The 22,677-nt window shown below is 52.9% G+C and carries 21 protein-coding genes; 14 read left to right on the top strand and 7 right to left on the bottom strand.

Features of this window, described 5'->3' with window-relative positions; all coding sequences use genetic code 11:
* Positions 1–8: 8 nt before the first annotated feature.
* Together HZS79_RS13045 and HZS79_RS13040 are read right to left on the bottom strand one after the other, a co-directional pair.
* A complete protein-coding gene (locus tag HZS79_RS13045) occupies positions 9–1,016 on the bottom strand; it encodes a DUF1853 family protein (RefSeq protein ID WP_246311475.1) in 1,008 nt (335 codons plus the stop codon).
* 114 nt (positions 1,017–1,130) lie between these two features.
* Positions 1,131–2,447, bottom strand: a complete 1,317-nt coding sequence (locus HZS79_RS13040) for a ferric reductase-like transmembrane domain-containing protein (RefSeq protein ID WP_179928096.1) — start codon at positions 2,445–2,447, stop codon at positions 1,131–1,133.
* Positions 2,448–2,606: 159 nt separating this feature from the next.
* Here HZS79_RS13040 and HZS79_RS13035 point away from each other — a divergent pair, with 159 nt between their 5' ends.
* The 7 genes from HZS79_RS13035 (at position 2,607) to HZS79_RS13005 (ending at position 8,971) form a co-directional block, all read left to right on the top strand.
* Positions 2,607–3,962, top strand: a complete 1,356-nt coding sequence (locus tag HZS79_RS13035) for a Glu/Leu/Phe/Val family dehydrogenase (protein ID WP_179928095.1) — start codon at positions 2,607–2,609, stop codon at positions 3,960–3,962.
* Between the two features lie 195 nt (positions 3,963–4,157).
* Positions 4,158–5,135: a phosphate/phosphite/phosphonate ABC transporter substrate-binding protein gene (gene phnD, locus HZS79_RS13030; protein ID WP_179928094.1), complete on the top strand. Its 978-nt coding sequence runs from the start codon at positions 4,158–4,160 to the stop codon at positions 5,133–5,135.
* 77 nt (positions 5,136–5,212) lie between these two features.
* Entirely contained in the window at positions 5,213–6,079 is an 867-nt protein-coding gene (gene phnC, locus HZS79_RS13025) for a phosphonate ABC transporter ATP-binding protein (RefSeq protein WP_179928093.1), read from the top strand.
* The gene (phnE, locus tag HZS79_RS13020; protein ID WP_162218754.1) at positions 6,076–6,903 is read left to right on the top strand and encodes a phosphonate ABC transporter, permease protein PhnE; all 828 of its coding nucleotides are present in this window, start codon (positions 6,076–6,078) and stop codon (positions 6,901–6,903) included. The genes phnC and phnE (HZS79_RS13020) overlap by 4 nt, the downstream gene beginning before the upstream one ends.
* A 32-nt stretch (positions 6,904–6,935) precedes the next feature.
* Positions 6,936–7,751: a phosphonate ABC transporter, permease protein PhnE gene (gene phnE / locus HZS79_RS13015; RefSeq protein ID WP_162218755.1), complete on the top strand. Its 816-nt coding sequence runs from the start codon at positions 6,936–6,938 to the stop codon at positions 7,749–7,751.
* 26 nt (positions 7,752–7,777) lie between these two features.
* Complete coding sequence (locus tag HZS79_RS13010; protein WP_179928092.1) at positions 7,778–8,407, top strand: histidine phosphatase family protein; 630 nt, start codon at positions 7,778–7,780, stop codon at positions 8,405–8,407.
* Positions 8,408–8,488: 81 nt separating this feature from the next.
* Entirely contained in the window at positions 8,489–8,971 is a 483-nt protein-coding gene (locus HZS79_RS13005) for a C40 family peptidase (RefSeq protein ID WP_162218757.1), read from the top strand.
* Positions 8,972–8,990: 19 nt separating this feature from the next.
* Here HZS79_RS13005 and HZS79_RS13000 read toward each other — a convergent pair whose 3' ends face one another.
* Complete coding sequence (locus tag HZS79_RS13000) at positions 8,991–9,599, bottom strand: putative metalloprotease CJM1_0395 family protein (protein ID WP_179928091.1); 609 nt, start codon at positions 9,597–9,599, stop codon at positions 8,991–8,993.
* Positions 9,600–9,729: 130 nt separating this feature from the next.
* Between HZS79_RS13000 and HZS79_RS12995 the strand changes: the two genes are divergently transcribed.
* The 4 genes from HZS79_RS12995 to HZS79_RS12980 all read left to right on the top strand — a co-directional run bounded on the left by HZS79_RS12995 (position 9,730) and on the right by HZS79_RS12980 (position 14,217).
* The gene (locus HZS79_RS12995) at positions 9,730–9,957 is read left to right on the top strand and encodes a DUF2835 domain-containing protein (RefSeq protein WP_162218759.1); all 228 of its coding nucleotides are present in this window, start codon (positions 9,730–9,732) and stop codon (positions 9,955–9,957) included.
* A gap of 238 nt (positions 9,958–10,195) precedes the next feature.
* Complete coding sequence (locus tag HZS79_RS12990) at positions 10,196–10,774, top strand: putative antibiotic biosynthesis monooxygenase (protein ID WP_162218760.1); 579 nt, start codon at positions 10,196–10,198, stop codon at positions 10,772–10,774.
* A gap of 159 nt (positions 10,775–10,933) precedes the next feature.
* The gene (locus HZS79_RS12985) at positions 10,934–11,605 is read left to right on the top strand and encodes a glutathione S-transferase (protein WP_179928090.1); all 672 of its coding nucleotides are present in this window, start codon (positions 10,934–10,936) and stop codon (positions 11,603–11,605) included.
* Between the two features lie 119 nt (positions 11,606–11,724).
* Positions 11,725–14,217 (top strand): EAL domain-containing protein, encoded by a 2,493-nt coding sequence (locus HZS79_RS12980; protein WP_246311474.1) that lies wholly within the window; start codon positions 11,725–11,727, stop codon positions 14,215–14,217.
* 62 nt (positions 14,218–14,279) lie between these two features.
* Here HZS79_RS12980 and nhaD read toward each other — a convergent pair whose 3' ends face one another.
* A complete protein-coding gene (gene nhaD / locus HZS79_RS12975) occupies positions 14,280–15,758 on the bottom strand; it encodes a sodium:proton antiporter NhaD (protein WP_162218762.1) in 1,479 nt (492 codons plus the stop codon).
* A 357-nt stretch (positions 15,759–16,115) separates the two neighbouring features.
* Here nhaD and HZS79_RS12970 point away from each other — a divergent pair, with 357 nt between their 5' ends.
* Together HZS79_RS12970 and HZS79_RS12965 are read left to right on the top strand one after the other, a co-directional pair.
* Entirely contained in the window at positions 16,116–17,093 is a 978-nt protein-coding gene (locus HZS79_RS12970) for a TAXI family TRAP transporter solute-binding subunit (RefSeq protein ID WP_162218763.1), read from the top strand.
* Positions 17,094–17,180: 87 nt separating this feature from the next.
* A complete protein-coding gene (locus HZS79_RS12965) occupies positions 17,181–18,983 on the top strand; it encodes a TRAP transporter permease (RefSeq protein WP_179928089.1) in 1,803 nt (600 codons plus the stop codon).
* Here HZS79_RS12965 and HZS79_RS12960 read toward each other — a convergent pair.
* The 3 genes from HZS79_RS12960 to HZS79_RS12950 all read right to left on the bottom strand — a co-directional run bounded on the left by HZS79_RS12960 (position 18,945) and on the right by HZS79_RS12950 (position 21,574).
* On the bottom strand, positions 18,945–19,538 hold the full coding sequence (locus tag HZS79_RS12960; RefSeq protein WP_162218765.1) for a hypothetical protein: 594 nt from the start codon (positions 19,536–19,538) through the stop codon (positions 18,945–18,947). The two genes, HZS79_RS12965 and HZS79_RS12960, sit on opposite strands and share 39 nt — an antisense overlap.
* Before the next feature lie 10 nt (positions 19,539–19,548).
* On the bottom strand, positions 19,549–20,505 hold the full coding sequence (locus HZS79_RS12955) for a calcium/sodium antiporter (protein WP_179928088.1): 957 nt from the start codon (positions 20,503–20,505) through the stop codon (positions 19,549–19,551).
* 100 nt (positions 20,506–20,605) lie between these two features.
* Positions 20,606–21,574, bottom strand: a complete 969-nt coding sequence (locus HZS79_RS12950) for a LysR family transcriptional regulator (protein ID WP_162218835.1) — start codon at positions 21,572–21,574, stop codon at positions 20,606–20,608.
* A 138-nt stretch (positions 21,575–21,712) separates the two neighbouring features.
* Between HZS79_RS12950 and HZS79_RS12945 the strand changes: the two genes are divergently transcribed.
* On the top strand, positions 21,713–22,654 hold the full coding sequence (locus HZS79_RS12945) for a sodium-dependent bicarbonate transport family permease (RefSeq protein WP_162218767.1): 942 nt from the start codon (positions 21,713–21,715) through the stop codon (positions 22,652–22,654).
* The last annotated feature ends 23 nt before the right edge of the window (positions 22,655–22,677 follow it).

The following is a 22,677-nucleotide window of genomic DNA, read 5'->3' as shown; positions in this document are numbered from 1 at the left end:
GTGGTTGTTTAACCGCGAGCACGAGGCGGGAGCGGCACTTGGCGTGGCCAGTCATTGGGGACAATGATAAGGCGCTCCATTTGCTGCTCCTTTGTGTCTGTTTTTATTTCTGCCTCTGGGTCGTAGAGCATCACCTGCTGTGGTCCGTAGCGGTCAATCAGCGGCCTCACTATAGCCATCTCTTTGTTGGCTGGCTGAAAAGCAGACTGCTGGGGAGGCGCCAGCCAGTGAGGTTTCTCTAGCCACGCCATGTGTAGTAACTCACTTCTTTCGGCCGCAAGCGTCGGCCAATCGTTTAAATAACACCACATGCCGCGCCGATGATTGGCTGTTGCCCCTATAGGCGGCGGCATTGCCGTGTGCCAGGGATAAAACAGCACGCCGGGCATGGCTAGGCGCTGAATCAGCGGATGATTGGGTGGTGGGGCGGGGCCTATATCTCTGGGTGCTAGCCACTGAGAGATGGCCGCTTGCGCGGTGGCGGTGCTCGACATCGGCAGTTGATGATGGCGCAGGTGGCTGCATTTCAGCGCTAGACTGTCTAGCCCGCCAGGGCCAATCCAGCGGCTTTGGCTGGTGGCATCTCCTGGCCCTTCTGTTAACCCTAGATAGAACTTAATTGCCACTTCCAAATGGATGGGGGTGGGATTGTCCCGCGTTCGGTAGAGCATATCCAGCTCGCCCAGAGTATTGCGCTTATGCGTGATTTTTATGTTGCTAGCAAGCAGCCGGGTGTTGGGCGCGTTGTCGAGTAGCAGGTGCCATAGCCTCTCGTGGTAGTGCCCCATGCGGGTAGCGCGCTTGCCATCCAGAGCGCTCATCTTTGACGCAAGTCGCGCTAGCCACTCATCAACGCCTTCCGACAAACCAAGCTCCTGGCATGTTGGCCTGCCGCCACTGGGCATGGGCGGTGGTAATTCAATGACGTCAGGTGTCATGAGTAGCCAAGCTAAGTCGCGCGCAGTTTGAGAGCTGAGGCAGCCAGGCTGCTTCTCATGTGTGGGGCTATCCATCATTAAAACTGCCTGTGCGTCATTGCAATACATACGCGGCCAAGAGTACAGCGGCCACGAGCAGCACCAATACCAGTACGCCTGCGTATTTTGCATAGTTGTGCAGCATAAACCCCCCTAAACGATGTCGAAGCGGTCGGAGAAAATATTCGTGGGGGCGACGCCTTGGGCAATTAATCCCTGTTCGGCGCTGTCCATCATAGGGTCTGGCCCGCAAATAAAGTAGTCGCGCTGGCCAGTGTCCTGGGGCAAGCTGCGAGCCAGCAGGCTCTGGTCGACGTAACCCACTTCCCCTTCCCAGCCGTCGTGGGGGTCTGAAATAACATGAATCAGCGTCAGGTTAAGGTGTTTCGCTAAGTCGTCCAGGGTGTCACGGAAGGTGGCTTCCTGCCAGGTGGGGTTGGCATAAATCAGCCAGATCGGTTGGCGGTCTTGCTGGTCGCGGAAGGTGTACAGCATGCTCATAAAGGGGGTAATGCCGATGCCGCCGGCGATCATCACCAGCCCAGAGGAGTTATTGGAGCGAGGAGTAAAGGCACCAAAAGGACCCTCTATAAATGCCAGGGTATTGGTGGTGACGTTGGGTAATTGCCGAGTAAAGTCACCCAGGCGCTTAGCGCTGAAGGTTATCCGGCCACTGTTGGCAGCGCTTGATGAGAGTGAAAAGGGGTGTTGTTGCAGCGACCAAGGGGTATCGCCCAGGGTTATCCAGAGAAACTGTCCAGGCTGGAAAGCGAAGCGGTGCGCGCCAGTGGATTCAAGTGTCAATGTGGTGGTGTCACCGCGCTCAAGCGTTGTGTTTACCACGCGCCAGGGATGGCGGCGCATACGCCACGGCCTTAACAGGCGAGTTTCTAACACTAAACTGGCGGGCAGCAGAATTAGCAGCGCCAAGCCAGCCGATGTGACTATGCCTTCTGTGTAGCGCTGAGCCATTAAGGCGTGTCCCAATCCTCCAAACACGATAAACAGCGCTAAGCCGCCATGCATCAGCCGCCACCGCTCGTAGGACAGCCCAAAACGTTTTCGCCAAAGTGAGCTGATAATCAGAATAACGCTGGCGCCCAGCAGTGCCATCAACATCAAAGCGCGCAGCGTTTCATCCCGTGGATCAACAAAGTGGAGTAATGAAGGGTGGGCAATAAACAACGCAACGGGATGGGCAATGACCAGGAAAAGCGCTCCGATACCGACCTGACGATGAAACTGTAATACGTTATCAAACCCCACCGGATGGGCAAACCAAGCATGCCGACCTGATACTAATGCCTGCAGCGCCATAATGCTTAGTGCCAGTGCGCCGAGCAAAACGGCCGTCTCACCAAGCCAGCTGCGTGGAGCAGGCGGGGAGAGCAGTAACCAGCCTATTGGCAGTAGTGCAAGCAAGCAGTAGAGGCTGCCCCATCCTAGGGCGCTGCGTGTTATTGGGCTCACTATGGTCTCCCTAGGCATCCATGCGTATAACCTAAGTGTGAGAAAAAACAGCGATTTCGCAAGTAAAAGCGCTTATTCATATCCAACTGCTACGCTTAGACAGTGCTAAATTCCTTGTTAGCAGACGCTGACGCCTACCCAGCAGAAGGAGAGTGCTACATGGCCAATGCGAAACTGAAAAAGCAGAAAACAAAGCGTAAATCGTCCAAGGTACGCGCGCCTCAAGCTGAACAAAAAGCTCCCCAAGCATTAACGCCCGATACAGGGGCGGCGCTGTTTGAGGATGCTCGCTCGCGGCTGGAGGCCGTGTTCGAGGCGTTGGCTATTCACCCCGACGCTCAGGCTCGCCTGATGCAGCCCAGCCTGTCGCTGCAGGTCAGTGTGCCGATACGCATGGATGATGGTCGCCTGAAGGTGTTTCCTGCTTGGCGAGTGCAGTACGACACCAGCTTAGGGCCCGCCAAAGGCGGCGTGCGTTTTCATACGGAGGTGAACCAACATGAAGTCACCACGCTAAGTTTCTGGATGGCAGTGAAGTGTGCGGTTGTCAACTTACCCTATGGTGGCGGAAAAGGTGGCGTCCAGGTGGACGCCAAGGCGCTTTCGTCACTTGAGCGAGAGCGCTTAGCTCGGGGGTATATCCGTGCCATTACCGATATTATGGGGCCTGACAGGGACATTCCCGCACCGGATGTAAACACCGACGCCACGGTAATGGGCTGGATGATTGATGAGTATGAACACATCGTACGTGCCCAAGCGCCTGCCGCCATTACCGGTAAGCCTCTTTCACTGGGCGGCTCGCCTGGCAGGGTAGAAGCGACTGGGCGCGGCGCATTAAAAGTGCTGGATTTGTGGGCTGAGCGCGAAGAGCGTAAACCCGAAGAAACCACGATTGCCGTGCAGGGGTTTGGCAACGCTGCTTATCATTTTGCTCGGCTAGCGAGTGAGCGAGGCTACAAAGTCGTCGCGGTCTCAGACTCAAGCGGTGCTATTTACAACGCTGATGGGCTAAATGTGGACGCTGCGAAGCAGGATAAAAACAAACATGGTTCGCTATCCAAGTGCAAACAAGGCAAGCCGTTGGCAGGTGATAAGCTGCTGTCGCTTGAGGTAGATGTGTTGGCGTTAGCGGCGCTAGAGAATCAGATCCACTGCGATAACGTTGATGATGTGCAGGCGGGGGCGATTCTTGAAATTGCCAATGGGCCGCTGACCTGTGATGCAGACTCTGCGTTAGCCAAGCGCGAGATTCCCGTACTACCTGATGTCTTGGTCAATACCGGCGGGGTCATTGTTAGCTATTTTGAGTGGCTGCAAAATCGTGCGGGCGAAAAGTGGCGCGAAGAGGATGTTAATCAACGCCTTGACTGCCTACTAGGTGAGCAGGCTCAAAGCGTACTGGCGCGGGCTGAGCAAGAGCAGGTCACTTATCGTCAAGCCGCTTACCGTCAGGGGATAGAGCGCATTGCCGAAGCCATTATGGCGCGGGGAAACTGCCAGGATTGTCGCTAACGTCTTCATTAGCCCACGCTCATCAATGCCGCTCGCTCAACATTGGCCATGCCTTTAGCCTGTGTGCTGCCTTAGGGGTGGCAGTGTCACATCTATGTCACTGATATGTCATGGGGTTGTCATAGGAGTGACCTGTGCCTGTCATGCAGGCTTGGCAGCATAGCGTCATCTTTGAACAGCCCACTTAGGTGATGTATGCAGCCCCTCCGTCTTTCTAACTCGCTTCCTCGCACCTTGATGAGTGCCGCCGTTGCAAGCGCGTTTGCGTTGGCAGCGGTTAACGCCTCCGCCGATCTCTCTTCGCGCTACGTAGACAACGATGGCGATATGGTTGCCGATGCGCCGACTGATGAGTCTCAGTGGGTCGACCCGAACACCTTAGTTTTTGCCTATACGCCCGTTGAAGACCCTGCTGTCTATGCGGATGTATGGTCCGGTTTTCTGGAGCATTTAAGTGAAGCAACCGGTAAGCGTGTGCAGTTCTTCCCAGTGCAGTCGAATGCTGCCCAGCAGGAGGCGCTGCGTGCAGGTCGTCTGCATGTTGCGGGTTTCAACACCGGTGGTGTGCCGGTTGCTGTGAACTGTGGTGGCTTCCGTCCCTTTGCCATTATGGCGGGTGAAGATGGCAGCTATGGCTATGAGATGGAAATTATCACTTACCCTGGTAGCGGTATTGAGTCCGTGGAAGATCTTGAGGGTCGCCAGCTGGCGTTTACCTCAGAGACCTCTAACTCTGGTTTCCGTGCCCCCTCTGCGTTGCTGCGTTCTGAGTACGGTTTAGAGGCAGGCGAGGATTTTGAAACGGCGTTTTCTGGCTCCCACGACAACTCCATTTTAGGGGTTGTGAATAAAGATTACGAAGCCGCCGCCATTGCCAACTCGGTGTCCAATCGAATGATCTCTCGCGGTGTGGTAAGCGAAGGCGATTACGAGATTATCTATACCTCGGAAACGTTCCCCACTACGGCTTACGGCGTGGCTCACAACTTAACGCCTGAGCTTGCCCAGCAAATTCAAGATGCGTTCTTCAGCTACGACTGGGAAGGCACTGCCCTTGAGGCTGAGTTTGCCAATTCCGGTGAAGCACAGTTTATCCCGATTACCTATGCAGAGCATTGGTCTGTGATCCGCACCATTGCCGATGCCAACGGCGTGACTTACGACTGCGATTAACCCTTTGGTAGCTGTGTAACCCCATCGGCCAGGAGGGCAACCTTCTGGCCGAACCGTTATGAAGATGAGGTAAACCCATGTTGACACTTACCGGCGTTGGCAAACGTTACCCAACCGGGGATCGTGCGCTCACTGATATCGAACTGTCACTTCCCAAAGGTCAGGTCATGGCGCTGATTGGGCCGTCTGGGGCGGGTAAGAGCACCCTGATTCGCTGTGTAAATCGCTTGGTGGAGCCCACCCAAGGCAGCATTCGGCTGGAAGACGCCGAACTGACGACGCTGTCGGGCAATCGTTTACGCCAAGCGCGCCGCTCCATGGGGATGATCTTTCAGGAATACGCCTTGGTGGATCGTTTAACCGTGATGGAGAACGTGTTGTCGGGTCAGTTGGGCTATGTAGGGTTCTGGCGTAGTTTTCTGCGTCGTTACCCTCAGGAAGCCGTGGCTGAGGCGTTTCGGCTACTTGAACGGGTCGGTCTTCCCCATGCCATCGATAAGCGCGCCGATGCGCTATCTGGCGGCCAGCGCCAGCGGGTAGGGATAGCCCGTGCGCTGCTACAAAGCCCCAAATTGCTACTGGTCGACGAGCCCACCGCTAGCCTTGACCCGAAAACATCGCGGCAAATCATGCGACTGATTCGTGAGCTATGCGCCGAACGAGAGCTCGCGGCAATTATTAATATTCACGATGTGGCGCTGGCGAAGCAGTTTGCCGACCGTATTGTCGGGCTACGGGCTGGGGAGATCGTCTTTGATGGTAAGCCCTGCGAGCTAACCAGCGAGATTCTTACCACGATATACGGTGAAGAGGACTGGGATACGTCGCCCGAGTCTGCTGAGAGTGATGATGTCCAAACGGTGGGCGATACATTCACTAGCCAACCCTATGCTGCCCACACGCAGCGGCCGTTGGCCAGTGTCGCCAGTGGAGGCGCGCTATGAGCGGTGTTGATACGCTGGCGCGTCAGCAGGGTGCTCGCCAAGGATACTGGCGGCGGCTACCGCTGATTGATAATCCGCGTGTGCGCTGGGGGTTGGTACTGGGCGGAGTCGTGTACCTGGTACTTGCATTAGCGTCTGTCGAAGTGAATTGGGCGCGTGTGGCGGAAGGCTCTGGACGCGCACTGAATTTTCTTGGGGCATTTTTGCAGCCCGACTTTGTTAGTCGTCAAAACGACATTATGGCGGGCCTGCTGGAAAGCCTCACCATGACGTTAACCTCTACGGTGATTGGCGTGTTGTTGGCGATTCCGGTGGGGTTGGGGGCCGCGCGAAATATCTCTCCATTGCCAATCTACACGGTATGCCGCGCCATTATTGCCGTCTCGCGCACCTTTCAGGAAATTATCATCGCCATTCTGTTTGTGGTGATGTTCGGCTTTGGGCCGTTTGCCGGGATGCTGACCTTGGCGTTTGCCACCATTGGCTTTATGGCAAAGCTGCTGGCAGAAGATATTGAAGATCTCGACTGGCGGCAGGTAGAAGCCGTACGCGCCACCGGGGCGAGCTGGTGGCAAACCATGAACCATGCCATTCAGCCCCAGGTAATGCCGCGCTTAATTGGCCTGTCTATGTACCGGCTGGATATCAACTTTCGTGAGTCATCGGTGATTGGCATTGTCGGTGCGGGTGGAATTGGCGCTACCCTCAACACCTCACTTAGCCGTTACGAGTACGGTACCTCCGCCGCCATCCTGTTAATTATCATCGCAATTGTACTGATGAGTGAGTACGCCTCCAGCTACGTTCGTCGCTGGACGCAATAGCCCCACGCCGCTTGTCTTTAAGAGGAAACGCTATGCCAGTTTCAACCACTCCCCAGGGTGCGCCGCTGTGGCAGCGGCGCACTACCCGCGCCCAGTGGCTGCAGTACGCCGCCTGGCTTTTAGGTATCAGTCTATTTCTGCTGTGCTGGAAAGTGATTTCTGATAACACCATGTGGGTGTTTGTTGAAGATGCGGGTCGCCAAGGTAGTGATCTGATAAGCCGTATGATGCCGCCGCGTTGGGAGTATGCCAGCGTGCTATGGAAACCCATGTGGGATACGCTGAACATCGCTACGTTAGGCACCGTGCTGGGTATTGCCATGGCATTTCCCGTGGCATTTTTAGCCGCTCGCAACACCACGCCGCACCCGTTGGTACGCAGCCTGGCGCTCACCGTTATCGTCTCATCACGCTCAATCAACTCGCTGATCTGGGCCATGCTGCTGGTCACTATTCTTGGCCCTGGGGTATTGGCGGGCATTATCGCTATTGCACTGCGCTCAATTGGCTTTGTGGGAAAATTGCTTTATGAAGCCATTGAAGAGATTCACCCCACCCCCGTTGAAGCGATTAGCGCCACCGGCGCCAGCCGCCTGCAGGTGATGAACTACGGTGTGCTGCCCCAGGTCATGCCAGCTTTCGCGGGTATCAGCGTGTATCGCTGGGACATCAATATTCGTGAGTCTACCGTGCTAGGCCTGGTTGGCGCTGGCGGTATCGGCTTGCAGCTTAACGCTTCGATTAACAGCCTCGCCTGGAACCAGGTTAGCGTTATCTTTGTGATGATTTTTGCCACGGTATTGGTCTCTGAGTGGGTCTCTGCCCGCGTGCGCCACGCCATTATCTAGCCAGACAGCCAGGGTAAGGAGCGACCATGCGTTTCCCAAATGCCACGATTACGACCATCGATATTATGCGCCACGGTGAACCAGTAGGCGGGCGCATGCTGCGTGGTAGTACCGACCATCCACTCAGCGAAGCTGGCTGGCAGCAGGTCTCCGATGCCGTGATGCAACATAGCGTGGAAGGACGGATGCCTTATGATGCCGTTCTCAGTTCACCGCTGCTGCGCTGCCGTGAATTTGCGCTTTGGCTAGGCGAAGAGTTCGACCTGCCGGTACAGGTTGAGGATGACCTGGCTGAGCTTCACTTGGGGCGCTGGGAAGGCAAAACTCATGCACAAGTGTTTGCTGAAGAGGGTAGTGAGCAGATGAACGCATTTTGGTACAACCCCTCCCAGGCAGCTCCCCCCGAAGGGGAAACACTGGAGGCATTGGATGCTCGGGTCAGTGACGTCTGGCGGCGGCTGTTGGTAAACCCACCAGGTAAGCATGTGCTGGTGGTAGCCCATCTTTTCGTATGTAACGCATTGCTGCGTCAAGTGCTGGGGCAGCCGCTCAGTAATGGCTTAGTCATGGATTTGCCCTATGCCGCGATGAGCCGCCTACGCCATGAGCGCCATGCGCTGGGAGAAACCACCTTTGTTGAGTGGATCGGGGGTTAGTAACACACATGAATCAGTAGCGAGACTGACGCTCATAGGCCATGATAAAGGCATTGCTAACGCGCTGAGCCGGAGTGTTCTATGCCGTTTACCCGCCTTTTCCCACTGTTGACGATGCTTACCCTGCTCATGTTGTTAGCAGGGTGCGCTAGCAAAGACATAACCACATCGCCTGCCCCAAGCTCTCAAGCGGGAATATCGTTGGAACGTGCGCTGATTCTGTCTCATGCTCAACAAGCGATAGGGACTCCCTACCGTCTCGGTGGCAACGCACCGGGAGGCCTCGACTGCTCTGGCTTGGTGGAAATGACCTATCGCGCCGCAGGTATTCGCGTACCGCGAACCGCTGACGCCCAGTTTCGCGGACTACCCCAAGTGGATGTTCCCCGCCCAGGAGACCTGCTGTTCTTCGGCGCTGGTGGCAAAGCCACCCATGTGGGGATTTACCGCGGTAACCGGCAGATGATCCACGCCCCTGGTAGTGGTCGTGCTGTGGTCAGCGTACCGTTGGATATTGACTACTGGAATCAGCGCTTTTTAGGAGCGGCTGGGCCTGCTCCATAAGTCTTTGAAACTATTTGAATTAGGCAACCTTGTCACTAGGTTGCCCAAGCATTTCGCCAGCGTCACGCGCTGTGTTCATCTCACTTCGCTCGCGGGCGGCTTCCAGCCTGGCTTCCAATAAATATTGCCTAGCCTGAGCTGCCACTTGTAGATCTTTTGAAGAAGGGTCGGCAGGCGCTAGTGCCGCAGCAATGACGGTTTGCATTTTTTCGATAGTGGCCGCTGGGTCGCCTGGCACTGGGCCGTAATCAATAGGTACCTCGCCTGCAACCGCATAGCGCTTACCATCGGGCCCGACTTCGTAGTCATAGCTAGCGGCCCCCGTGTACTGGCCGCCTACCGTTTGGTGGGCCATTTCATGTTGGCGTACGGCGCGGTCTGTCTGCTTAAGCTGCTCTAGGTACTGAATCTCGTCGGTCGTTAGCGGTGTGCCGTCTGGGCGAGTGGGGCCGACAGGTTCGTTGTTTGCTGAAGAATCCGTCTCTTCACTTGCTTGTACAGGCGCCTCATATGAATGAGCACGCTGTCCCTCGGTGTTCACCGGGTTAGCATAGGTGTTGCTGACCGTGGGCTGTGGCCACGAGGAGGGTGTAGAAGCAGAAAAAGGGGGCAGTGTGGAGAGATCCATAAGTTATTACCGAAGGATAAGTCGTTTACGTTAGCATAGAGCATCCATAAGCGAATCGCAGCACGTAGCGGTTGATTCAGGTGGATCGACTCAGAACGATTGTCTCAGGTACCTTCGGTTTATCACTCCTATGCCAACTATCGATGTGATTATTCATCTTTCGAAAAATGAGTGCCTAGCCCATTACGAAGGGCGTTATTCCAACGTGCGCACACGCAGTGTTGATGGCCGCTGGGTTATTTTTCCTGCTGAGGCGTTACGCCGCGTGGTGGGACAAGACGGTGTGAATGGCGTGTTTCGATTGGAGTTTTCCGAGCAAGGCCGCTTTGTCAGCATTCAGCCGCTCTTAAGGGCTTAGTCTCTCAAGTGCTCCATTTGCCATATGCACCATTGTTATGCAGCGATAACGTGTCATGACCTCTTTTATTCCGTGATACCTGAGTTATAAAGCTCAGAATGCGTGAGTAATCGCACCTTGCTACCACATGGCATCATCATTGCTTGTATAATGTGGACGCAGCTTTTGGGTTTACCCACCTGAAAGCGTACAGCTTGCTTACCCGGCAAACAGCTGTGACCACATTAGGAGATATATCATGTCTGCCTCACCTGTCACATTAATGGTCGCTCGTCGAGTGGCGAGTGGCCGTTATCACGATTTTAATCGCTGGTTGAACGAGGGCCGCGACTTGGCGGCTGATTTTCCTGGTTATCTTGGTTCAGGTGTTTTGGCACCGCCCAAGGACGATGACGAATATCAGATTATTTTCCGCTTTAGCTGCAGTGATACGTTAAACGCGTGGGAGCATTCGGCTTCACGAAATGCCTGGCTACAGCGCGGTAAAGGGCTTTATAACGCTCCGCATGAACATCGCGCGACTGGATTAGATGCTTGGTTCCAAACGAGTTCTGGTACAGCCCCGCCGCGTTGGAAACAAGCAGTTGCTGTGTGGCTCGCCTTTTTTCCGATTTCACTCGTGTTTCAATGGGTGTTTGGCAACGCGTTAGCCGATTGGCCGATGTTTCCACGCGTGCTAGCCAGCACGTTGATGCTGACGCCTGTGATGGTCTTTGTATTTATTCCACTGTCAATGCGTTTATTAGCCCCCTGGCTAGCGGGAAAGTGGTCACTATTAGACATAGTGGCTCGCTGGCGACATGAGCACAGGACGTAATATAGGCGCGCGTTTAAAGTTTGATCAATAAGACAAATGATTCTTAAGCTTCTCCATGGGGGGTAACGCTGCAATAGTGCTAAGCTAAATACGCTTGCAGTAAAAGGATAACTGACAGTGGCGCAACACTAGCGTACCAAGTCGCCCCATGGAGTCGTTATGATCCGCGTTCATCATTTGGAAAAATCACGCTCTCACCGCATTTTATGGCTGCTGGAAACACTGGGTGTTGATTACGATATTGAGGTTTATCAACGAGATGCTAAAACCCAGCAAGCCCCTGAATCATTAAAAAAAGTCCACCCGTTGGGTAAGTCTCCTGTCATTAGTGATGGTGAACTGACCGTAGCAGAGTCAGGGGCAATTATTGATTATCTCGTCAGCCGTTATGGCGAAGGAAAAATGCAGCCCTCTGCTAATGAGCGTAGCGAGTGGATCAATTATCGCTATTGGTTGCACTATGCAGAAGGCTCATTAATGCCGCTGTTGGTGATGGGGTTGGTATTTAGTCAGATACCTAAGCAGTCGCCATGGTTGATTAAGCCTCTGGCAAAAGGCATTAGCTCAACGGTGCAGCAGCGTTTCATTAATCCCCAACTAAAGCAGCATTTAGAACTGATTGAAGCACATCTAACCGAACGAGGTAATTTTGCGGGTGTTTGGCCTAGTGGTGCCGATATACAAATGAGTTTTCCGTTACAAGCCATCGCTGCAACGCAGTCGCTTGCATCTTATACTGCTATTGCTGCCTTCGTGGCGCGTATCGAAAACGACCCTGCGTGGCAGCGGGTTGTTGAGCGTGCTGGCCCTCTTACCATGCCGGGCGGGTAGGTTTAGTTATGGCGCAGATGCTGACATCTACGAGTACTCACTCATCTGCCTCACGAAAGAGAGTTTTTCGCGATATAACTCGTTTGGTTTTTAGGGCGAGCTTAGTTGGCGGGTGGTTAATGCCAACGCACTTGCTGGCGGAAACGTTGACGATAGGGGTATATCACAACCCTCCGAAGCTTTTTGCCGATGATCAGGGGCAGCCAAGAGGGATGCTGGGCGATCTGTTACAGGCAATCGCCAAAGAAGAGCAGTGGCAATTGACCAGCTTTCAATGTGAGTTTCAGCACTGCCTTAGCCTGTTAGAGCAAGGGGCAATAGACCTATTGCCTGATGTTGCCTGGAGCGAAGAGCGTGCACAGCGCTTGTCCTTCCACGAAGAGCCTGTGATGCATAGCTGGTCGCAACTTTACCAGCGCGAGGATATTGAGGTTGACGCTATTTTTGACCTTGAGCAGCATCGTATTGCTGTCGTGGAAGGGTCTGTCCAACAAAGTTATTTAGCTGCGGTGACTAACCGGTTTGACATCACCGTAACATGGCTTTCAGTAAGTAGTTTTGCGGAAGGTTTTCAGTCCGTTGCCAACGGTGAAGCGGATTTGGTCGCCGCTAATCATCTGTTCGGTGACTGGCGAGCGGATGATTATGGCTTACATGAAACGTCTGTTATCTTTCAGCCCGCTCGGCTTTTCTATGCGGCGTCACCTATGCTGTCTGAGGAGATACTCGAGCGCATTGATGACACCCTTATTCGTTGGAAGCAGGACAACGACTCTATTTATTTTGATACATTACGAGCCTGGAAAGGTCAGTCAAGCTCATCTCAGTTAATACCTCTATGGCTATGGTGGAGTATTAGTGCACTTTGTCTTCTGCTGGTTTTAGCATTGGGCGCTAATGTACTACTTAAGCGTCGGGTATCCATCAATCGAGAGCAGTTAAATACTAATGAAGCACTGCTAACGACTATTCTCGATAGTGTTGATGCCTATATTTATATTAAGTCGCCTTCACTTAAATATCGTTACGTAAATCGTCGCATAAGTGAGTTGTTTAATCGGCCAGCCGAAGACATTATTGGGAAGTGTGACGATGATTTCTTAGATGCCACCAGCGCTGCTGCCATCAAAAAAATTGACCAAAATGTTTTAAACTCTGGAAAGAAGGTCACTATCGAAGAACATAGCGTTCTTCAGGGTGAAAAGCAGATGCGCACCTTTCTTTCAATTAAGATGCCGCTCACGATGACGTCAGGCGAAAAACCGTGCTTGTGTGGAATTTCCACAGAGCTCACTGAGTATCTTGAAATGCAATCAAGAACGCACCGCCTAGCGTTTTATGATGCATTAACAGGTCTGCCAAATCGTCGTCTTTTAATGGAGTCTTTAGCAGAACTTACCAAAAAAGACAGTAGCATAATAGCTTTAAGTGCCATATTTATCATCGATTTAGATGGTTTTAGATTAGTGAATGATATACAAGGTCATGAAAGTGGCGATCAGCTATTGATCAATGTAGCGGATCTGCTACAGCGACAACTGCCAGAGGAAGCTACTGTCGCGCGCTTCAGTAGTGATGAGTTTGTTGTGTTACTAACCGTAGTGGGTGAGCAGCCGGAGGAAGCAGCATTAGGCGCTGAGCGCATTGCTCGACAGCTCTTGGAGGGGATCTCTACGCTGCGAGCTGATCGAGCTTTGCCAATTAGTGCCAGTATAGGCATTTCACTATTTAATGGATCGGGGCAAAGTATGAACAGCGTGTTGCAGCAGGCGGATCTAGCGCTGCAGCAAGCAAAAACAGCAGGGGGTAATACGCTGCGATTCTTTAATATGGACATGCAAACCAGCGTGCTTGAGCGAGCCAGTCTGGAGGAAGATTTACACCAAGCATTAGCGCATAACGAGCTGGCGCTGCATTACCAAGTTCAGGTAGATCACCAAGGCGTTACTACAGGCGTTGAAGCACTCTTACGCTGGTATCACCCCCAGCGAGGCTGGGTTCCACCAGGCACCTTTATTCCAATCGCAGAAGAGAACGGGCTCATCATCCCCATTGGTTATTGGGTGCTCAGATTAGCCTGCGAACAATTGGCAAAATGGTCACGCCAGCCAACATATTCCGCGCTGACTATTTCAGTTAACGTGAGTTCAGTGCAGTTTCAGCAGCCTGATTTTGTCCGTGAAGTAGAGGAGTTGTTGGCGCAGACCCAAGCGCCAGCCAACCGCTTGGTATTGGAAGTGACGGAAAGCCTGCTGATGAGTGAACCGACGCGGGTACGTAACACCATGTTGAAGCTACGTGCCCAAGGTGTTCGTTTTGCGTTAGATGATTTTGGCACTGGTTATTCATCGCTAAGCTACTTAAAGCGGCTGCCGTTAGATGAGTTGAAGATCGACCAATCGTTTGTGCGTGAGTTGTTGACTGATAAAACGGATGCAGCGATTGTGGACACCACGATTTTGCTGGCGGTAAGCCTTGGCTTAACTGTCGTGGCTGAAGGCGTCGAGAAAAAAGAGCAATTAGATTGGTTGAAGGGCCATGGCTGCTACCGTTACCAAGGGTACCTATTTGGGAGGCCAACGCCCATTGAGTACTTATTCGAAGTGTATTAGTGACTGAGCGCAAGCAGCTTGCTGCCTGCGCTCAGGATAAATGGCAGCTTAGTTAAATTATATTAGCCAAACTGGGTGAAACTGCTGGCATTGAGCCACATATGCACCAGAATACTGGCAATGTAGCCCAGAAAAATGACCGGTGACCAGCGTAAGTGACCCATGAAGGTATAAGCACCGCGCGCTTGCCCCATAACCGCCACTCCGGCTGCTGAACCAATCGAAAGCAGACTACCGCCCACGCCAGCGGTTAGCGTAATGAGCAGCCAGTGTCCGTGGGACATCTCCGGCTGCATGGTTAAAACAGCGAACATGACGGGGATGTTATCCACCACAGCGGAAACAACGCCAAGCACGATATTGGCCCACGTAGCGTTCCAGCCAACGTAAAGCGCCTCAGACAGCAGCCCAAGATAGCCCATAAACCCCAGGCCTCCCACGCACATGACGACACCGTAGAAAAACAGTAGCGTGTCCCACTCTGCCCGTGCAACGCGGTTAAAAACGTCAAACGGCACGACACTGCCCAGCTGTTCAAGCTTCCTATTATCGCCCCGGCGGCTGTAGCGTTCACGCTTGCGTTCAATGGAGCGGGGAAGGCTGCGCCGTAGGTAGTAGCCGAAAAACTGCAGATAACCTAACCCCGTCATCATGCCTAAAACAGGCGGTAAGTGCAGGAGTGTGTGGCACATGACGGCAGTCGTAATCGTGAGTAGAAAGAGCGCGATAATGCGACGGGCGCCGCGCTTTAGCCAAACGTCCTCATAAACGCTGCTTGGCTTCTGATCTTTAATAAATGCGCTCATGATGATGGCAGGTATCAAGAAGTTAACCAAAGACGGCAAGAATAGAATAAAGAACTCTTGGAATTGGATAAGTCCTGCCTGCCACACCATTAGCGTGGTGATATCGCCAAACGGACTAAAAGCACCGCCAGCGTTAGCGGCTACTACGATGTTAACGCAGGCAAGATTAATAAAGCGCTGATCGCCCTCGGCCACTTTTGTGACCACGGCACACATGAGCAGTGCTGTTGTTAAGTTATCCGCAATCGGTGAGAGCAAAAAGGCGAGCCCCCCCGTTAGCCAGAATAGTTTGCGGTAGTTAAAACCCTTGCGCAGCATCCAGGAGCGTAGTGCGTCAAACACCCGACGCTCTTCCATGGCATTGATATACGTCATGGCCACTAGCAGGAACAGCATTAGCTCGGTGAACTCCAACAGCGTCACGCGAAACGCATGTTCCGACGTTTCCGACATGCCGTTTTGGACATACACCCAGCCAATGAGTCCCCAAATAATGCCAGCGGCCACAAGTACAGGCTTGGATTTTCGCATATGGATTTTTTCTTCAGCCATAACGAGGGCATAAGCCAAGATAAAGACGGCGACTGCAAAAAAACCAACGGCTGAAGAAGTTAAATCAATATCGCCGGTGACAGCGAAGGCGGCAGGGCTAACGCAGAGTAGCAAGGCCGCTGACAAAAAAAGCCAGCAACGAGAAACTCGTCGCTGGCCAGGTTCGTCGTGCAACGTCAACATGGTATGTTTTTCCTTATAAGCATCGGAAGGGAAGGGAAATTAGCGCGCTAATTCTAACAAGCTATTTTGCAGTGCAATATGGAATTAAACCGAATGAAAACCGCCAATAATCCGCCCATTAAGTCTTTTTTTAGAAGCTATTATTTTAGTTAATGCTAATTTTTTAAAAACGGAGTAGGCGATACGTTACGGGTAGGACGCTGATGCAACTAGTTAAGGCTACTCAACATCTAGAGGCTGTACAGCTGCATGCGCCAGCGTGATATGTTAGTAACGCCGAGCAGGCAGCTTGGCACTTGCTTTCTCTAATAAAAATGAGGCCGCATAGTCGGCCACTGGACACGTTAAGGAACTTATATGCTTTGCTCAATTCGCCCCCTGCGTCGCACGTTAGGTGTAACGGCCGCTGCGCTAGCCCTTGCCGCTTCTGCAATGACAGCACAAGCAGAAACACGAGTAACTTATAAATCAGCATCGGCAGGAACCGCCTATTACCAGATGGGCGTTGAACTCTCTGAGGCAGTACGCCAGGGTACTGACGATGCCATTATCCTGACGTTAGAAGAGAGTCAGGGCTCGGTGCAGAATGTTATGGAGGTAATGGCCCGGCAAGGTAATTATGTATTCACTACGCCGCCTGCCTTAGTCGAGCAAGCAATGGCAGGGGAAGGGCCTTTTGCCGAGCGTCAGCATCCTCGCTTCCAAGAAATTCGCGGTCTATTTCCTATCCCCTCAATCACCATGCATTTTGTGATCGCTGGCGATGACGGCGTGACTGATATGGCTGCGTTGGAAGGTAAGCACATCTTAATCGGCCGCGGCACCTTTGGTGCTCGGGAAGCCACTCGATACCTAGAGTTGTTTGGGTTGGAAGAGCAAGTACGTATTGCTGATGCATCCATTGGGAGTGGGCCGGATGCATTAAAAAATGGCCAAATTGATGCTTTTGTGACGGCTAGCTCTTTCCCAACACCTAACGTTATTGAAACGGCTGCCAGCATGCCGATCACCCTGGTCAGCTTTAGCGATGAGCAGATAGCGCAAACAGGTGCTGCTCGCCAGACGATTCCTGGCGGCACGTACCCAGGTGTGGAGCAGGATGTACAAACCACGTCACTACCCGTCATCGCTTATACAACCACACAAATGGCTGACGATACCGCGTATACCTTAACCAAAACCTTCTGGGAGCGCCGCGATACTATGGCGGAAGAAACGGCTTGGTGGAGCAGTATCACGCCAGACATGCTGAGTAATATGACGGGTACGCTGCACCCAGGTGCGCTGCGTTATTATGAAGAAGCGGGAGTCGATGTGCCTGACGATCTTCGATAAAGGCTGCCTTAGCAGTGCTTTTTGGTATTGGTGATACGCAACGGTCTGTAGGCCGTTGCGTTGTTTTATAGGGATAGGCAACTCGGCATGCATGCTCTTTCTTCGTCTCAGACGGCTGATAACGCGATACCTAATGCGACGGCATCTCCTGGTTGGATTGTGTTAGGTGTCATTAGTGTTGGGTTTCATTTAGGGCTTATTTTTTATGGTTTAACGCCCGCCCTGGTGAGCAGGCCATTGCATATGGCGTTACTGCTGCCTTGGGTGCTGATTTATATGGCCAAAACCCCTTTTCAGCGTATTAGCGGCTGGGGGTTAACGCTGTTGGGGATCGCTGCTTGCGCCTACATCGCGTTTAACGAAGCAGCACTTGCGAATCAGTATGGCTTTATTGATACCCATCTACAGATGGCGATTGGGCTTTTCCTAATCATGCTTGCCCTGGAGGCAGCAAGGCGTGCGATAGGTTGGCCACTGCCATCGGTTGCGCTACTGGCGCTTTTTTATGGGGCTTTCGGGCAGTATGTGCCGGGGGCTTTTGGTCACCCAGGTTTGCCGCTGCAAAGCATGGTGGGGTCATTGACGATTGCGGAAGGGGGACTATGGGGCTCGCTGACCGGGGTAAGCGTCGGTGTCGTTGCCATTTTCGTTATTTTTGGCGCGGTGCTCAATGCCGGTGAGGCTGGCCAAGGCTTTATGAACTTGGCCAGTGCGGTTGCTGGGCGTTTAACCGGTGGTGCGGCGAAGGTATCGGTGATTTCGTCGGCGCTGATGGGGTCAATCTCAGGTTCCGCTTCGGCGAATGTAGCCTCTACTGGGGCAATTACGATTCCTTCTATGGTGCGTTTGCGCTACCCGCGTTCCTTTGCTGGCGCGGTAGAGGCAGTGGCGTCTTCAGGCGGGCAAATAATGCCACCGCTGATGGGAGCTGGGGCGTTTGTCATGGTCGAGCTGACCGGTACGCCCTACACCCAGATCATGGCAGCAGCGACGCTGCCCGCCGTGCTCTATTTTTTAACGGTATGGGTGGGGATTAACGCTTATGCGACTCACCATGACCTGAAGCCGGTAGATGCCAGTGAGCGTCCTAGTGCCAAGGAAGTGCTTATTACATCGCTGTTTTTTGCGGTGCCGTTCGTACTGCTGTTGGAGCGGATCTTTCATGGTGGGTATACGCCTCAGTATGCAGCAAGCATCGCAATTTTCGCAGGGGTCGTATTGTTACTATTTGACGTAACACTTCGTTTTTCACTGCCCAATTTTGCGAACCGTCTAGCAGAAGCGGTTGTTACTGCTGGGCGGCAAATTGCGGTCATTGGCTCGATTATTATTTGTGCGTCACTCGTCATTGGTGTGCTTTCGTTAACTGGCCTTGGCGTAAAGATCACGTCGGGCATCTTAGCGTTCTCAAATGACCTACTATGGCCCGCATTGCTTTTAACCGCACTTGCCTGCCTGATTTTGGGAATGGAAGTACCGACAACCGCAGCCTATGTGATTTGTGTGTCGGTGGCGGGGCCAGCGCTAATATCACTCGGACTAGAGCCGTTGCTGGCGCACCTGTTTGTGTTTTGGTACGCGCTGCTTTCAACGATTACGCCGCCTGTCTGTGGCGGGGTGTTTATCGCGGCTGGAATGGTGGGGGAAAATTGGCTGAAGGTAGCGCTTAAAGCCATGGCCCTTGGGATAGGACTGTACATTATTCCGCTGGCGATGGTCGCGAACCCAGAGGTTATCCGGCTTGCTTTTAATCCAACGGGCGCTCTGCTCGATGGATTAAAAATAGCCGCTGGATTAACGGCTATTTCGTTTGGCGTCATTGCCCGTAAAGCCATTTGGTTTCGCGTAATATTAGTGGTGGCGGGCGCGGCTGTTATCTTTCTCGTTTAATGGCGCATGGTTTAAAAGCAACGGCGACGTGGCCGGTAACGGGGTGGTGGAATACACCACCCAGGTATCTAGCGCAGGCCCCAGCGACTGCACCAGCTTCAGCTGCTCAGGTGCTTGAATCGCTATCTCTTCAGCGCAAATGCCTGCCTCAAAGGTACCCGCTAGCAAACCTTCTGCCACTGCAACCGTCGTGGGTGCCTCGATAATGTTGCCAAAGCCGCTTAAATCCGCGTAGTGGCGGGTAGCTGGTTGAATAGCTACGTGGCGGGGTGTGGCAATGCTGCGCTGGGCAACTAACGCCAGAGGCTTACTACCTGCAATAAAGACATCGACCGGATAGGCGCGGTGCATATAGTAGCCTACGCAATCGCTGTGGGAAAAGTGGGCGCTGCACTGGAGCACGTGGCTCACTTGGCCCTCAATCAGCGCTTCAAACGCCTCTTCAAACTGTTCGAAAAGATGAAGGTTCGTGGATGGCTGACCATGCTTCGCTAAATAGCGCAGGGTGATTAATTCATGATTGTTGCCGCTAGGACCAAGGGTAGCAATCTGCACAGCTAATTCCTCAGAAGATTGTAAAACTTAACGCAAGGTAGGCTGCATAGCCGCCCAGTAGGGCTGCGCCTTCCCAGCGAGAAAGCCGCATTCCCGTATAGAGAAACAGTAGCAATACGCCTGCTGCACCCAGCATTACCCATTGGTCAAACTGACTTACTCGCTCGGCAATAGGCAGGGGCTGTAGAAAAGCTGATATGCCCAGAATGCCCAAAAGGTTGAAAATGTTGCTGCCCAGAATATTTCCGACTGCAACATCGGCGTGGCGGCGAAGCGCCGCAATCACTGAAACCGCCATTTCGGGTAACGAAGTGCCCACCGCGACAATCGTTAGGCCAATCACTGCTTCGGAAATACCCATGGCTTGGGCTAAGCCAATGGCGCCATAAAGTAAGAGCTGTGAGCCACCGATCAACATAGCAAGCCCCACAATAAGCGCCATAACTGTCATGGCTGTTGAGCTTGGAATGGCAGTGAGCTCCTCTGCTTCTGCGCTGTGCATTTCCGTCGCTGGAAGTGGCTGATTGCGTTCAGTGCGATATGCCCAAATAAGATAAGCCGTTAACGCGGCTAGCAATATTGCCGCATCCCAGCGTCCCAGGGCGCCACTCCAAGCCAGAACAATAAATAGCAGACTAGCACCGACGACCACAACACCGTCGCGTCTTAGTGCTAGCGGCTGTACGGACATGGGGAAAATGACCGCGCAAAGGCCAAGAATTAGCAGTATGTTGCCAATGTTACTACCCACAATATTGCCAATGGCAATATCTGGCTGCTGGCGAATGGCTGCATCAATGGAAACCACCAGCTCGGGGAAAGATGTACCAAAGCCAACGACTACGAGGCCTGTTAACAGCGGAGATATCCCCATTCGTTTAGCACCGGCGACAGCGCCACGGATGAGAGCTTCGCCCCCCAGCGTTAATAGTACGATACCAACGAGTAAACTTATTCCATACAGCATGCTATCTACTCTCTTCTGGTGTTCACTTGGGCGTTATCCCAACCGTAAGCTACAAACATTAGCGGGGCTCTCTGGGTCTGCAAGTCAATTTATCAAAGTCCTATCCCCGCAAGGGAAACGTCGGGTAAGCGTTCAATAGAGTATCTAATTCGTTACACACAAAACGTGGTTCAATCCAGTGGCTTAGGTGGTCGTGAACATAATGCAAGAAACGCTGGGCCGACTGGGGCAGGCGCTGATCGTTACGCACGATAAATTGCCAGTGACTTTCAATAGGCAGTCCCTGAACGGGTAAAACCACCAGATCAGGATGCTCATGAGGCAAAACGTGCTCTGATAACACAGCAACGCCCATATTGGCGGCAACGCCTACACGAATTGCCTCGTTGCTGGCCATCTGTAGTGTTTTCTGCATTGTCAGGCCATGCTCTTGGAGCCAGCTTTCCAGCAGCATACGCGTGGCGGAGCCTGGTTCTCGCAGGAGTAAGCGTTCACTTAACAACTGCTCCATCGTCATGGTTGAGTGCTGTGCGAGAGGGTGGTCTGCGGCGGCAATAGCGACTAGGGGATTCCGCATAAAGCGCGCGGCGACCGCATGGGCGAGTGCAGGTGGATGACTAAATACGTATAAGTCGTCTTCCTGGCGCTCAAAGCGTGCCAATACCTGGCGGCGATTACCAATATGTACCGTGACGTCCACGTCTGGGAACGCTTGGCTAAAAGGGCCTAGTAGGCGTGGCAGCACGTATTGGGCGGTATTCACAAGGGCGATGCTAAAGCGACCTTTGCTGCCGTGCTGTAAATCACTTAGCTGATCAGCGAAATCATCAAAGCGCCCCAGTACGTCGCGGCTGGCTTGATACAACGCTTGGCCAGTGGCCGTCATTGTTAATCGTTGAGCATGGTGCTCCAGCAAAGGGCTGCCTACCGCTTCGCTGAGACGTTTAAGCTGTTGTGACACCGTTGGCTGTGTCAGGTGAAGCTGGCGTGCGGCTTCGCTGATAGAGCCGCAGCGAACGGTGGTCACGTATACCTGTAATAATCTAAATGTTAGATGGCGAATATTCACTGTAGTGCAGGCTCCCAAGCAAAGTAATAAGCAGTGTGAATAGATAATTATCTATGCTTTTCTTTGTATATATTATTAGTTATCTCGTGACACCGCTCGCAGAATGCAGCCTCTGTTAACTTTTCGGGAGCTGCTGTGATGCCAGATATTGTGGTGATGTTTTTCCTATTAGGACTCATTGCAGGGGCGGTGAAGTCAGACCTGCAGGTTCCCAAAGCCACTTACGACACCCTTAGTCTGTTGTTGATGTTAACCATTGGCTTGAAAGGGGGGATGGCGCTGCACGGCAACATACATTGGGGGCTGGTGCCAGAGTTGTTAGGAGTCGCGCTGTTGTCAGCGTTCATACCACTGATGCTGATGCCAGTGCTGCGGCGTTGGGTGCGCCTTTCCGCCGCTGATAGCGCGAGTATTGCCGCTCATTATGGCTCGGTGAGTGCAGGTACCTTTGCGGTCGCTCTGGCGTATGTTGAGGCTCGACAATTGGTGGTGGGCAGTGAAGTGACGCTTTATCTCGTTGCTATGGAATTACCCGCGATTATGGTGGCGATTGCACTCTTTAGGCGCTACCAAGGGGCGGCTGTCAAAGAAAGCACTAGCAAGCTCTGGCATGAAACGTTAACTAACCGAGGTGTCATTCTGCTGGCAGGCGGCGTGGTGATTGGCACGCTCTACGGCCCCTTTCAAGGAGATGAAGTTACGACGCTGTTTACCGGTGCATTTAAAGGCGTATTAGCGTTATTTCTGTTGGAAATGGGGCTAACTGCAGCACAAACCTTACGCCCAATGCCGTGGCACCATTGGCGTCTGGTAACGTTCGCGCTGATCACGCCGCTCGTACTGTCATTGCTAGGCATTGCTGTTGGTGTGGCGCTGGGGCTGCCGGTTGGTTCTGTCGTGATTCTTGCTGCGTTGGCGGCCAGTGCCTCTTATATTGCTGCGCCCGCAGCCATGCGTGCTGCTATTCCGCAAGCCAACATTGGTCTTGCCATGCTGGCAGCGTTAGGCATTAGCTTTCCTCTCAATGTCATGCTGGGTATACCGCTTTACCATCTATTGATCGAACGCTTAATAGGTTAACGATATTGCATGTAACGGTACGA

It is taken from the genome of Vreelandella zhaodongensis (assembly GCF_013415115.1).
Lineage (GTDB): Bacteria > Pseudomonadota > Gammaproteobacteria > Pseudomonadales > Halomonadaceae > Vreelandella > Vreelandella zhaodongensis.
Note: the sequence above shows the minus strand (reverse complement) of the source record. Positions and strands in the feature narration are given on the sequence as shown.